General features: G+C 73.1%; 13 protein-coding genes. 4 read left to right on the forward strand and 9 right to left on the reverse strand.

The window, feature by feature from the left end; translation table 11 throughout:
• Positions 1-13: 13 nt before the first annotated feature.
• From K2F47_RS38880 to pgsA, 9 genes are all read right to left on the reverse strand, one after another.
• Complete coding sequence (locus K2F47_RS38880) at positions 14-769, reverse strand: YebC/PmpR family DNA-binding transcriptional regulator (RefSeq protein WP_156221743.1); 756 nt, start codon at positions 767-769, stop codon at positions 14-16.
• A 3-nt stretch (positions 770-772) separates the two neighbouring features.
• Positions 773-1,390, reverse strand: a complete 618-nt coding sequence (pdxT, locus tag K2F47_RS38885) for a pyridoxal 5'-phosphate synthase glutaminase subunit PdxT (RefSeq protein WP_308198539.1) — start codon at positions 1,388-1,390, stop codon at positions 773-775.
• A gap of 101 nt (positions 1,391-1,491) precedes the next feature.
• Entirely contained in the window at positions 1,492-2,106 is a 615-nt protein-coding gene (locus K2F47_RS38890; protein ID WP_242911264.1) for a DUF6928 family protein, read from the reverse strand.
• A gap of 196 nt (positions 2,107-2,302) precedes the next feature.
• Positions 2,303-3,226 (reverse strand): pyridoxal 5'-phosphate synthase lyase subunit PdxS, encoded by a 924-nt coding sequence (gene pdxS, locus K2F47_RS38895; protein ID WP_242911265.1) that lies wholly within the window; start codon positions 3,224-3,226, stop codon positions 2,303-2,305.
• A 144-nt stretch (positions 3,227-3,370) separates the two neighbouring features.
• Positions 3,371-4,420, reverse strand: coding sequence for a DUF3048 domain-containing protein (locus tag K2F47_RS38900; protein WP_242911266.1), 1,050 nt, complete (start codon positions 4,418-4,420; stop codon positions 3,371-3,373).
• Between the two features lie 117 nt (positions 4,421-4,537).
• A complete protein-coding gene (locus K2F47_RS38905; RefSeq protein ID WP_242911267.1) occupies positions 4,538-5,080 on the reverse strand; it encodes a LemA family protein in 543 nt (180 codons plus the stop codon).
• Between the two features lie 8 nt (positions 5,081-5,088).
• Positions 5,089-6,261 carry a glycosyltransferase family 4 protein gene (locus K2F47_RS38910; RefSeq protein ID WP_242911268.1) on the reverse strand — a complete coding sequence of 391 codons (1,173 nt, stop codon included), beginning with the start codon at positions 6,259-6,261 and terminating at the stop codon, positions 5,089-5,091.
• Positions 6,258-7,136 carry a phosphatidylinositol mannoside acyltransferase gene (locus K2F47_RS38915; protein WP_242911336.1) on the reverse strand — a complete coding sequence of 293 codons (879 nt, stop codon included), beginning with the start codon at positions 7,134-7,136 and terminating at the stop codon, positions 6,258-6,260. Before K2F47_RS38915 ends, K2F47_RS38910 begins: the two co-directional genes overlap by 4 nt.
• Positions 7,137-7,180: 44 nt before the next feature.
• Positions 7,181-7,858, reverse strand: a complete 678-nt coding sequence (pgsA, locus tag K2F47_RS38920) for a phosphatidylinositol phosphate synthase (protein ID WP_242911269.1) — start codon at positions 7,856-7,858, stop codon at positions 7,181-7,183.
• A gap of 365 nt (positions 7,859-8,223) precedes the next feature.
• Here pgsA and K2F47_RS38925 point away from each other — a divergent pair, with 365 nt between their 5' ends.
• The 4 genes from K2F47_RS38925 to K2F47_RS38940 all read left to right on the forward strand — a co-directional run bounded on the left by K2F47_RS38925 (position 8,224) and on the right by K2F47_RS38940 (position 12,835).
• Entirely contained in the window at positions 8,224-10,389 is a 2,166-nt protein-coding gene (locus K2F47_RS38925; protein WP_242911270.1) for an elongation factor G-like protein EF-G2, read from the forward strand.
• Positions 10,390-10,574: 185 nt separating this feature from the next.
• Positions 10,575-11,432, forward strand: coding sequence for a polysaccharide deacetylase family protein (locus K2F47_RS38930; RefSeq protein ID WP_242911271.1), 858 nt, complete (start codon positions 10,575-10,577; stop codon positions 11,430-11,432).
• Positions 11,433-11,441: 9 nt separating this feature from the next.
• Complete coding sequence (locus K2F47_RS38935) at positions 11,442-11,897, forward strand: hypothetical protein (RefSeq protein WP_242911272.1); 456 nt, start codon at positions 11,442-11,444, stop codon at positions 11,895-11,897.
• Positions 11,894-12,835: an HTTM domain-containing protein gene (locus K2F47_RS38940; protein ID WP_242911273.1), complete on the forward strand. Its 942-nt coding sequence runs from the start codon at positions 11,894-11,896 to the stop codon at positions 12,833-12,835. Before K2F47_RS38935 ends, K2F47_RS38940 begins: the two co-directional genes overlap by 4 nt.
• Positions 12,836-12,869: the final 34 nt, after the last annotated feature.

The following is a 12,869-nucleotide window of genomic DNA, read 5'->3' on the forward strand; positions in this document are numbered from 1 at the left end:
GCGGGAACCGGGCTCAGGCGTCGATGGACGCCATGATCTCGTCCGAGACGTCGAAGTTGGCGTAGACGTCCTGGACGTCGTCGGAGTCCTCCAGGGCGTCCAGCAGCCGGAAGACCTTCTTGGCGTTGTCCTCGTCCAGCGGGACGGTGACGCTCGGCAGGAACTTGCTCTCGGCCGACTCGTAGTCGATGCCGGCCTCCTGCAACGCGCTGCGGACGGCCACCAGGTCGCCGGCCTCGCTGACGACCTCGAAGTTCTCCTCGTCCAGCTCGGCGACCTCCTCGGCGCCGGCGTCCAGCACCGCCATCATGAGGTCGTCCTCGCTGGTGCCCGCCTTGGGGACGATCACGACGCCCTTGCGGTTGAACATGTAGGACACCGAGCCGGGGTCGGCGAGCGAGCCGCCGTTGCGGGTGAGCGCCACCCGGACCTCGGACGCGGCCCGGTTGCGGTTGTCGGTCAGGCACTCGATGAGCACGGCGACACCGCCGGGGGCGTAGCCCTCGTAGGTGATGTTCTGCCAGTCGGCGCCGCCCGCCTCCTCACCGGCGCCGCGCTTGCGCGCGCGCTCGATGTTGTCGTTGGGGACGGAGTTCTTCTTCGCCTTGTAGATGGCGTCGTACAGCGTGGGGTTCGCGTCGGGGTCGCCGCCGCCGGTGCGGGCCGCGACCTCGATGTTCTTGATCAGCTTGGCGAAGAGCTTGCCCCGCTTGGCGTCGAGGGCCGCCTTCTTGTGCTTGGTCGTCGCCCACTTGGAATGGCCGGACATCTGTCAATCCTCCTCGGTCGCCCGGCGCACCAGATCGGCGAAGTAGTGGTGCACGCGGAAGTCGCCCGTCAGCTCCGGGTGGAAGGCGGTCGCCACGAGGCGGCCCTGGCGGACGGCGACGATCCTACCGGCGTTCGGGCCGCCCTCGGCGCGTCCGAGGACCTCGACGGCGTCGCCGACCGACTCCACCCACGGCGCGCGGATGAAGACGGCGTGGTACGGCGTGTCTCCCATCCCCGTCAGCGGCACGTCGGCCTCGAAGGAGTCCACCTGGCGGCCGAAGGCGTTGCGGCGCACGGTCATGTCGATGCCGCCGACGGTCTCCTGGCCGGCCACGCCGTCCTGGATCCGGTCCGCCAGCATGATCATGCCGGCGCAGGAACCGTAGGCGGGCATGCCGCCCTCGATCCGCTTGCGCAGCGGCTCCAGCAGCTCGAAGGAGCGGGCCAGCCGCCACATCGTCGTTGACTCCCCGCCGGGCAGGACGATGCCGTCCACCCGTTCCAGCTCGTCGGGGCGGCGGACGTCCAGCGTCCGCGCCCCGGCGGCCTCCAGCGCGCGGGCGTGCTCGCGCACGTCTCCTTGCAGGGCGAGGACACCGATCGTCGGCACAGCAGTCACGTAGGAACCTTCCGGAGGTGCTCGGGGGGTGTGACCAACATTAGACGTCCCGTACAACGTTCCAGGGCCTGCGGGATCTTCCCGGGCATGGAATGGACGGGTCAGGCGTGTTTGAACCGGCGGAGCGGGAGCTCCAGCGGGAGGAAGCCGTCCTGGCCCCGGCTGGCGATGCCGCGCCCGAACATGTGGGCCTCGGCGAGCGCCAGGCCGAACTCCTCGGGGTCGAACGGCAGCGGCACGTCGGCGGCGCCCGCGTCGATGGCGCTCCAGAAGGGCCGCTCGGCGGGCAGCCGGTCGCCCTGGTCGACGACGACGCCGTCCTCGGCGGTCACGAAGACCTCGCGGAGCAGCGCGCCGGACTCGTACCAGCGGAACCAGCAGCCGTGGATCACGGTGTGCAGGACGAGGACGCCGCAGCGCGAGCCCGGCAGCGCGGCGGCGGCGGTGTCGGCGATCCGGCGGGCGTCGTCGTCGAGGCTGAACAGCCGCCGGTCGCACAGCAGCAGCGCCCGCTCGAACGCGCCGACGAACAGCTCGTCCTCGTAGGGCCAGAGCGCGAAGTCCAGGACCGTGTCACCGGTCTCGGTGAGGGTGGCCGCCGGGTAGAGACCGCGCGCGATCTCCGCCGCGGCGCCCGGATCGGGCACGAGGCCCGGCCGGAACACATCGGTGGGTTCACCCGCGCTCGCGCATGCCAGCGCGACCGACCAAGCCATGCTCCGCCCCTCCCGCGGCCGGGGACCGCCCGGGAGGCCTCGCGCCTCCCCGCCAGCCGCGCGGCCAGCGTAATCCCTCGACCTGCGGGTTGTGGAGGGGGGTCCCCCGGTTGCCGCCCGGCCGCCCGCCCGTGCCGGACGGCTCGGGCGGCGGCCGGGCGCCGGAGATCACCGGCCGTGGATCACCGGGGAAGGGTCACCAGCCGCGGCCGGCGAACTTCTGGTCCTCGCCGAGGGAGGCGGCGCTGATGCCGACCATGGCCTCGCCGAGCCCGCGCGAGACCTTGGCGATCACCTCGGGGTCGTCGTGGAAGGTGGTGGCCTTCACGATGGCCTCGGCGCGCTGGGCGGGGTTGCCGGACTTGAAGATGCCCGAGCCGACGAACACGCCCTCGGCGCCGAGCTGCATCATCATCGCGGCGTCAGCGGGGGTGGCGATGCCGCCCGCGGTGAACAGCACGACGGGCAGCTTGCCGGCCCGCGCGACCTCCTTGACCAGCTCGTAGGGCGCCTGGAGCTCCTTGGCGGCCACGTACAGCTCGTCGTCGGCGAGCGACCCGAGCCGGCTGATCTCGCGCCGGATCTGGCGCATGTGGGTGGTGGCGTTGGAGACGTCGCCGGTGCCGGCCTCGCCCTTGGAGCGGATCATCGCCGCGCCCTCGGTGATGCGGCGCAGCGCCTCGCCGAGGTTGGTGGCGCCGCACACGAACGGGACGGTGAACGCCCACTTGTCGATGTGGTTGTCGTAGTCGGCGGGGGTGAGCACCTCGGACTCGTCGACGTAGTCGACGCCGAGCGCCTGGAGCACGCGGGCCTCGACGAAGTGGCCGATGCGCGCCTTGGCCATCACGGGGATCGACACCGCCGAGATGATCCCGTCGATCATGTCGGGGTCGCTCATCCGGGAGATGCCGCCCTCGGCGCGGATGTCGGCGGGAACCCGCTCCAGGGCCATGACGGCCACCGCGCCCGCGTCCTCGGCGATCTTCGCCTGGTCGGGCGTGACGACGTCCATGATCACGCCGCCCTTGAGCATCTCCGCCATGCCGCGCTTGACGCGGGCGGTCCCGGTCTCGGGCGCGGCGTTCTCGGGGGCGGGACTGGAAGTGGACACGGGCATTCCTCATCTCGGCGGAAGACAGGTCACTTCCAAGATATCGCCTGCTAGCGGGACTTTTCGACCGGGCAGAGTGTCATCGGGCCGGTGTTTTGGCTTACGAAGTGACCGCAGAACACCCTACAACCACTGGTCCGTAAGGATTCGTTACGGAATGTGAGGCTTGCCGTCGTTGAGCAGGACGACCCAGACCTGGCCGCGCGCGAACGTCATCGGCCTGCCGTCGGGGGTGGTGTAGGTGGTGCCCTTGTCCTCGGCCGGCCGCGTCCACCTGGCCTCGTAGGACTTCCCGTCGCGCAGGACGAGCGCGCGTCCCGAGCCGGTGGTGCGGATCAGCGGCGTGTAGCTGCCCAGGAAGTCGTGGAAGCGAGACCGGGTCGTCTGGGCGTACTGGACGACGATCGTCCGGCCGCCGAGCTGCCCGCCCTCGGCGGCGAGGTCGGGCCGCCCGCCCCACGACGCCAGCCAGCGCTTCTGCTTGGCCGACCAGGTGAACCCCATGGTCGTCGCCGGCCAGCGGGCGGTGAAGGAGGCGGTGGGCCTGCCGCCCTCGGGCGCCGGGCCGAAGCGGAACCCGATGTCGCGGGGCGGCTCGGCCTTAGGCGCCTGCTTCAGCAGGTTCCTCGGGTCGGCGTAGAGGTTGTACGGGATGGGCTTGGGCCCGGCGCGGAAGTAGGCGGAGCCCCCGTTGTCCTGGGAGATGTCGTAGACCGGCGCCTTGCGGATATAGGGCTTCATCTTGCTCTGGACGCCGCTGAACGCGAACGCGGGGCGGCCGAACTGCGGGAGGATGTGCAGGTCGGAGATGCGGGCGCTGCGGACCGGTCCAACGCGGGCCGGCAGCCGGGACGAGTAGACCGCCATCAGCCGCGTCTCGCCGCCCTCGACCTGCTCGACGTAGACGAGGTCGGCGGAGGACACCCCCGACTGCGGCAGCGCGGGCCGGGTGTTCTCGATCTTGACGGCGAGGACGGGGTTGCGCAGGCCCGTCGCGCCGCCGGTGAACGGGTGCGTCGTCGGCGCGCCGGACCCGGAGGCGCCCGGGGCGCCGGGGGGACTCGCGCTCTGGCCGCCGTCCGAGCCGTCCGAGCACGCGGTCCCCGCGGCGCCGAGCAGCGCGAGCGCCGCGAGCCCCGTGGCCGTCCGCCCGCGTGTGGCGGTCCGGCCGCGGCGGGGTGTTTCCCACGCGTATCGCACGATATGGCCCTCCCTTGAGCGATCTGCCCGAGGGTAGCGAACCCATCCAGATCCGAACCCCCGGATGCGAACCCCGGCAGAGGCGGGGACCGCCGGAGAGGCCGGACGCGGAGCCCCTCAGATGCCCGGGGGGTCGTCGTCGATCTCGAAGAAGCCGGGCAGCGGCGCGCGCCCGTGCAGCGGGAGCACCCGGACGAGCAGCTTGCGGCGGGCGATGCGGGCCTGGGAGACGGCGTCGTTGTAGAACCGGCGGGCGTAGGCGACCTTCGCGGCGGCCGAGGACAGCTCCTCCAGGACGGCCTTCCCGTCGCCGTCGGCCCGCGCGCCGAGCGTACTGGCGAACTCGGGCTGGTCGACGACCGCGCGCAGCGCGCGGGACAGGTCGCTCTCGGCGAACTCCCGGTTGTCGGCGTCGGCGGTGCGGGCCTCGTGCGCGGCGGTGGCGAGGACCAGGCTGGTCGCCGGGTCCAGCAGCCGGGACGCGGCCAGCTCCAGCGCGGCGGCGGCCCGGCGGACGAGCGCGGCGTCCAGCGCGGCGCGGGCGGTCTCGACGCGGACGTGCAGCCGGTCGAGCCGGGTGGCGCGCCACGAGACGTACACGGCGGCGAGGAAGACGACCGCGACCCAGAACAGGACGTCGATGATCCAGTCGTAGGACATCGGACCCCCTAGGCCCCGACGCCGGACTCGACGACGCCCTCGCTGCCGAGCGAGACCGTCTCGTACACGCGCACCACGTCCCGCGCCACCGACGACCAGTCGTAGGCGCGGACGGCGGCGCGCGCCTCGGCCGAGAGCTGCTTGCGCCGGGCCGGGTCGCCCAGGAGGTCGTCGGCGGCGGCCGCCAGGGCCTCGTGGTCGCCGACCGGGAACAGCACGCCCGCGCGGCCGCCGAGCAGCACCCGGTCGAACGCCTCGATGTCGCTCGCCACGATGGGCGCGCCCGCCGCCATCGCCTCGGCGAGCACGATCCCGAAGCTCTCGCCGCCGGTGTTGGGAGCGACGAACACGTCCACCGAGTGGTAGGCGCGGACCTTGTCCTCCTCGTCGACCATGCCGAGCACGACGACCCGGTCGCGCAGCTCGGGCGAGACGCGGGACACGACGTCGTCGGCGTCGCCGGGGCCGGCGAGCAGCAGCCGCAGCCCGGGACGCCGGCGGCCGAGCAGCTCGAAGGCGCGCAGCAGCACCTGGAGGCCCTTGCGGGGCTCGTCCATGCGGCCGAGGAACCCGAGGGCGCCGCCGTCCCCGTCGCCGGCGCCGCCGCGGGGGCCGTCGCCGCGTCCGGGCCAGCCGGGCAGCGGCTCGCCCATCGCGAACCGCTCGGTCGCGACGCCGTTCGGGATCAGCACGGCGTCGCCGCCGAGGTGCTCGACGAGCGTGGTGCGGGCGGCCTCCGACACCGCGATCCGCCCGGTGATCTTCTCCAGCGCGCTCTGCAGGATCGGCGCGGTCACCGACACCACGCGGGACTTCTCGTAGGACGCGTGGAAGGTGCCGACGATCGGCCCGTCGGCCGCCCAGCAGGCCAGCAGCCCGAGCGAGGGCGCGGCGGGCTCGTGCACGTGCAGGACGTCGAAGCGCCCCTCGTTGATCCAGCGCCGCACCCGGGCCGCCGACAGGAACCCGAACGCCAGCCGGGCCACCGAGCCGTTGTAGGGGACGGGGACGGCGCGTCCGGCCGAGACCACGTAGGGCGGCGGCTCGGCGTCGTCGTCGGCGGGCGCGATCACCGACACCCGGTGGCCGAGGCCGATCAGCGTCTCGGCGAGGTCGGCGATGTGCCGCTGGACGCCGCCCGGGACGTTCCAGGTGTACGGGCAGACGATGCCGACCCTCACCGGCGTGCCTCCGCGAGGTCGTCCACCCAGACCTTCTGGAGCATGTGCCAGTCCTCCGGGTGGGCGGCGATGCCCTCCTGGAAGACGCGCGCCGTCTCCTGCGTCATGGCCTGGATCTTCTCCTGCCGGGAGCCCTCCCCGGGGACGGGGACCTCCTCGTGAACCCGCGCCGCCCAGTACTTCCCCTCGTACCAGAGTGTCACGGGGATCAGCGCGGCGCCCGTCTGGAGGGCCAGCGCGGCGGCCACGGCGGGCATCCGGGCGGTGGCGCCGAAGAACTCGACGTCCACGCCGGTGGCGGTGAGGTCGCGGTCGACGACCAGGCACACCGGGCGCCCGGCGCGCAGCCGCTGCGCCATCCGCCCGAACGCGGACGCGCCCTTGTGGGCCAGCACCTCCATGCCGAGGCCCTCCCGGAACTCCACGAACCGGTCGTAGAGCGACTCCGGCTTCAACCGCTCGGCGACGGTGGTGAACGGGTGGCCGTTGTGGACGAGCCACGCCCCGGCGTGCTCGTAGTTGCCCATGTGCGGCAGCGCCAGCACGACGCCGCGGCCCGCGTCGAGGTTGCTGAAGATCTTCTTCTCGCCGGTGACGCGCATGCCGCCGACGATCCGCTCCCGGTCGTACTCGGGGAGCCGGAACACCTCCAGCCAGTAGCGGAAGTAGGAGCGCAGCACCTTCTTGCTGAGGACGCGGATCTCGTCGTCCACGGCGTCCTTGCCGAGGACGCGGCACAGGTTCCGTTCGAGCTGGCGCACCCCGGACCCGTGGCGCTGCCAGGTGCGGTCGGCCAGCGCGGCGAACACCAGCCGCGCGGCGCGCTCGGGCGTCTTGCGGACGACCGTCCAGCCGAGCGCGTACGCGGCGTCCATGACCTCGTCGCGGACCGAGGCCGGGGCGGCGCCGCGCGGCCGGGTCACGGCCTTCGCTCCGCTTTGGGCCTGGCGGGTTCGGACGGGCGGCCCGGCGCGGGCTCCGACGCCGGCTGGGGCGCGGGGTCGGCCTTCGCCTGCGCGTACACGGTCGCGAACCGCTGCCCGACCGTGACCGTGCTGAGCGCGGCGAGCGCCCACAGCGCCAGCGCCAGGATGTAGGGGACGCCAAGCCCGTCGAACCCGGCGGCCACCAGCGCGACGATCAGCCGTTCCGCGCGTTCCGCGATCCCCACGTTGCAGGTGTACCCGAGCCCCTCGGCGCGGGCCCTGGCGTAGGACACCACGACCCCGGCCACCAGGCAGTACAGGGCGACGCCGGCGAGCACCTCCCGGCCGTCCCGGTACAGGCCGATCATCAGGCCGGCGAAGATCGCGGCGTCGGCGACCCGGTCCATCGTGGAGTCCAGGAACGCGCCGAACTTGGAGATCTTGCCGGTGACGCGGGCGACGGCGCCGTCCAGCATGTCGAACAGCACGAACGCGGTGATGACCATCGTGCCCCAGAAGAACTCCCCGCGCGGGAACAGGCCGAGAGCGCCCGCGGAGACGCCGACGGTCCCGATCACGGTGATGGCGTTGGGCGAGACCCCGGTCCGCGCGACCGCCCCTCCGATGGGGGTCAGCACGCGCCCCAGCGCGGGCCTGATTCTGTTGAGCATCGCCGTCCGTTCTCGTGGTTGTGGGGCCGAGGGGCGGCGGGGGGCGCCCCGGGGGCGCCGCGGGCCGCGCGGCGCGCCCAATCGTAGTGCGCGAACCGGCCCCCGATGGCCGGACCGGGATCAGCCCCAGGTCAGGCGAGGGCGCGGCGCGCCGGTCCGGAGCGCGGCGGAGAGATGACGGATGTTTGGCGTTCACCCCTTGTGATCCTGGCCGTCACGGGAAAAGGTGTTGACACGGGTGTGACGTCGGTCACGCACGTTGGACGAGGTCGGACGCCGCACTCGGACGTCAGGGCCGGGCCCGCCGGGCCGTGGCCCCAGCCGCACGCGGGCCTCCGCGGCGAGGCCCGTCCGAGGAGGTAGTCATGGCGGACAAGGGAGGCCACCCGGGAGCCCCCGGCAGGGCACCGGAGGCCGGCGGGTGCGACAGGGTGCGCAACGTCGCGCTGGTCGGCCATTCGGGGGCGGGCAAGACCACGCTGGTGGAGGCGCTGCTGGCCGCGACGGGGACGGTGCAGCGCGCGGGGCGGGTCGAGGACGGCACCACCGTCAGCGACTTCGACGAGGTCGAGATGCGCCAGCAGCGCTCGGTCAACCTCGCGCTCGCGCCCCTCCAGTACGGCGACATCAAGATCAACCTGCTCGACACCCCCGGGTACGCCGACTTCACCGGCGACCTGCGGGCCGGGCTGCGGGCCGCCGACGCCGCGCTGTTCGTGATCTCGGCGGTGGACGGCGTCGACGGGCTGACCCGGATGCTGTGGGAGGAGTGCGCGGCCGTCCAGATGCCCCGCGCGGTCGTCATCACCAAGATCGACCAGCAGCGCGGCGACTTCGACGACGTCGTGCTCGGCTGCCAGGACGCCTTCGGCGAGGGCGTGCTGCCGCTGTACTTCCCGGCGGCGGGCGACGACGGGCTGGCCGGCCTGGTCGGGCTGCTGACGCGCCGCTGCCTGGACTACTCCACCGGCGAGCGCACCGAGTGCGACCCCGACCCCCGCTACCTGGACCAGATCGCCGAGCAGCGCGCGTCGCTGATCGAGGGGATCATCCAGGAGAGCGAGGACGAGACCCTCATGGACCGGTACCTGTCCGGTGAGGAGATCGACGTCAAGGCCCTCATCGAGGACCTGGAGACCGCGGTCGCGCGGGGCAGCTTCTACCCCGTCCTCGCCACGTCGGTGCCGCACGGCGACCATCCCGGCCCGGTGATCGGGATGCGGGAGCTGCTGGAGCTCATGGCGCAGGCGTTCCCGTCCCCGCTGGAGCACGGCATCCCGCCCGTGACGCCGGTGAAGGGCGGGCCGCCCAAGGAGCTCGCCTGCGACCCCGAGGGGCCGCTGGTCGCCGAGGTCGTCAAGACCACCTCCGACCCCTACGTCGGCCGGATCTCGCTGGTCCGCGTGTTCTCCGGGACGCTGCGTCCCGACAGCGTCGTGCACGTCTCCGGGCACGGCATGGCGGACCGGGGCCACGAGGACCACGACGTCGACGAGCGCGTCGGCGCCCTCACCTCGCCGCTCGGCAAGACCCAGCGGACCGTCTCCTCCTGCGCGGCGGGCGACATCTGCGCGGTGGCCAAGCTGGCGCGCGCCGAGACCGGCGACACCCTCTCCGACCCGTCGGCGCCCATGCTGATGGCTCCCTGGTCGATGCCCGACCCGCTGCTGCCGGTCGCGATCCGGGCCCATTCCAAGGCGGACGAGGACAAGCTCAGCCAGGCCCTCGCCCGGCTCGTCGCCGAGGACCCGACGCTCCGCCTGGAGAACAACCCCGAGACCCGCCAGCTCGTCCTGTGGTGCATGGGCGAGGCGCACGCGGACGTGCTGATCGACCGGCTGCGCGCCCGCTACGGCGTCGAGGTCGAGCGGATCGACCTGCGGGTCCCGCTGCGCGAGACGTTCGGCGGCGCGGCCAAGGGTCTCGGCCGGCACGTCAAGCAGAGCGGCGGGCACGGCCAGTACGGCATCTGCCACATCGACGTGGAGCCGCTGCCGTCCGGCGAGGGGTTCGAGTTCGTCGACAAGATCGTCGGAGGGGTGGTGCCCCGGCAGTTCATCCCCTCGGTGGAGAAGGGCGTCCGGCAGCAGATGGGGCGCGGCGTGTCCGCGGGCTACCCGCTCGTGGACATCAAGGTCACCCTGCACGACGGCAAGGCCCACTCGGTCGACTCCTCCGACATGGCCTTCCAGGCCGCCGGGGCCCTCGCCCTGAAGGACGCGGCGGGCGCGGTGCCGATCCTGCTGCTGGAGCCGGTGGACGAGGTGGCCGTGCTGATCGCCGACGAGTACGTGGGCGCGGTCATGTCCGACCTGACCTCCCGGCGCGGCCGGGTCCTCGGCTCCGAGGCCGTCCCGGGCGGCCGAACGATGATCAAGGCGGAGGTCCCGCAGCTGGAGATCATCCGGTACGCGATCGACCTGCGGTCCATGTCCCAGGGCACCGGCACCTTCAACCGCGGCTTCCTCCGCTACGAGCCGCTCCCCTCGCACCTCGCCGAGAAGGTCGCCGCGGGCTCGCGCGACGGCTGACCCCCACCGGAGGACATGGGGGCGGCCGGGTCCGGCCGGGCCGCCCCCACCTGGGATCTCCCCCTGAAGTTCATCCTCACGCCACCCGCCTCTCATCCCACAGGGTGAGTGGCGGTTCAGCCGCCCGGTCGATCAACTCCAAGACCCGGCGTGACACGCTGGATCATGCTATGGACGCTACGGGGATGGAACGGCGGCCGGGGCGGCGCCGGGTGCTCAAGGGGCTCGGGCTCGCCGCCGGGGGGCTTCTGGTGGGCGGTGCGGGAGTAGCCGCCGAACAGGAGTGGAAGCGCGACGCGGCGCCGCTGTCGGCGTCGTCGGTGGACTCCTGGCGGCCGGAGGGCGGGCAGGTCGAGGTCGTCTGGGCCGTCGACACCGCGCGCCGGCTGGCGGCGCTCACCTTCGACGACGGGCCGATGGGCCACTGGACGCCGCAGACCCTCGACATCCTGGACGCCGAGCGGGTCAGCGCCACGTTCTTCGTCGTCGGCAGCCGGCTCGTCCGCAACGCCGGGCTGGTCAAGGGGCGGCTCGGCCGCCACGAGGTCGGCAACCACACCTGGAACCACGACGACCTGTCGAGGATGAGCCACGCCCGCGCCTACCGGTCCATCCACCGCACCCACGAGGCGATCACCGAGGTCACCGGCCGGGCCCCGACGCTGCTACGGCCGCCCTGGGGGCGGCTCGGCGGGACGACCCTGCACGTCGCCGCCCAGCACGGCTACGACATCGCCCTGTGGTCGCTGCTGGTGCAGGACCGGCGGTTCGGCGACGAGCCGTCCGAGCTGGTGAAGGCCGTGGTCGACAACACCCGTCCCGGCACGATCCTGCTCGCCCACGACGTCGGCGCGCGCAGCCGCGAGGTCGCCGTGCGGCAGCTGCCCACCATGATCCGGGGCCTGCGCGCCAAGGGCTTCGAGTTCGTCACGGTCTCCGAGCTGCGCCGGAACGCGTCCCCGCCGAAGGCGGGCGGCGCGGGCGGGCCGGGGGGCGGCACGGGCAAGCCGGTGTCCGTCCCCGCGCGGCAGCGGCGGCCCTAGGGTAGGACGATGCACTTTCCGGCCCTCCGCCTCGGCACGCGCGCCAGGCTCTGGCGGTCCGCCGTCGCGGCGGCCGGCATCGGCGCGCTGCTCTACACCAGCGCCTACGGGGCCGACGACGACTTCCCGTTCGGGCCCATGACGCAGTTCGCGTTCTCGGTCGAGAACGACGGCGGCGAGATCGTCTCCCACTGGCTGGAGGCCGACACCGCGACGGGCGCGCACGTGAAGCTGTCCATGGACGCGGTGGGGTCGGGCATGAAGCGCGCCGAGATCGAGGGCCAGATGACCCGGCTCGCGCGCGACCCGTCCCTGCTCCAGGGCATCGCGGCGGGGCAGCACCGGCTGCACCCGAGGGAGCCCCGGCTCACCAGGATCTACATCGTGAAGCAGGTCCAGACGTTGAAACACGGGAAGGTCGTGTCGACGACCAGGACGAACGCCGTCGTCTGGGGGGTGCGGTGACGGCCGCCGCGGCGCCGGAGACGCCCGCCCCCACGCAGCAGGACGCGGCGCCCCGCCGGACCCCGTGGGACTGCTGGTGGTTCGGGCCGGTACCGCGCGCCCGGATCGCCTGGCTGCGGATTCTCGGGTACGGGTTCCTGCCGTTCGACATGCTGCTGCTGACCAGTAGCTCGATGGCGCACGCGCGGCTGCCCGCCGACCTGTACCAGCCGGTGCGGCTGGCGCGCTGGCTGCACCTACCCGCGCCCACGCCGAACGCCATGACCGCGCTGCTGGTGGTGACGATCGCCGCCGGGCTCGTCGCGGCGACCGGGCGCGTCCTGCCCCGGCTCACCGGCTACCTCACGGCCTGCGGCTACCTGTGGTGGGTCACGATCAGCATGTCCTACGGCAAGGTGGACCACGACCACCTGGCGCTGGTCATCGCCCTGTTCGTGCTGCCGAGCGTCGGACGCGCGGGCGTCGGCGACCGGCGCCCCTGCGAGTCCTCGGCGTGGTCGATCCGGTGCGTCCAGATCTCGGTGGTCGCGGCCTACTTCCTGTCGGCGTGGGCGAAGGTCCGCATCGGCGGGTTCCCCGACTGGCCGAACGGCGCCACCGTGCAGTGGGCGCTGAGCAGGCGCGGGACGCCGTTCGGGCGCAGCCTCATCGACTACCCGCTGCTGCTCAAGATCAGCCAGTGGTTCATGTTCCTGGCGGAGGCGACCTCGCCCGCGCTGCTGTTCCTGCGCGGGTGGCCGCTCTACCTGCTGGTGCTGTTCTTCGCGGGCTTCCACGCCGTCACGTACGCGCTGATGACGATCCACTTCCTGCCGCACGCGATCTGGCTGGCGGCGTTCCTGCCGCTGGAGCGGCTCACCGGCCTGCTGCCCGAGCGGCTGCGCGGTGGGGCCGCCGCCGCGCCCGCCGACGACACGGCGGAGCCGGCGCAGGCCTGATCAGGTCTGGCCGGGCCGTCCGGGCCGCGCCGTC

Origin of the sequence: Actinomadura terrae (assembly GCF_022751215.1) — a bacterium.
Classification (GTDB): Bacteria; Actinomycetota; Actinomycetes; order Streptosporangiales; family Streptosporangiaceae; genus Spirillospora; species Spirillospora terrae.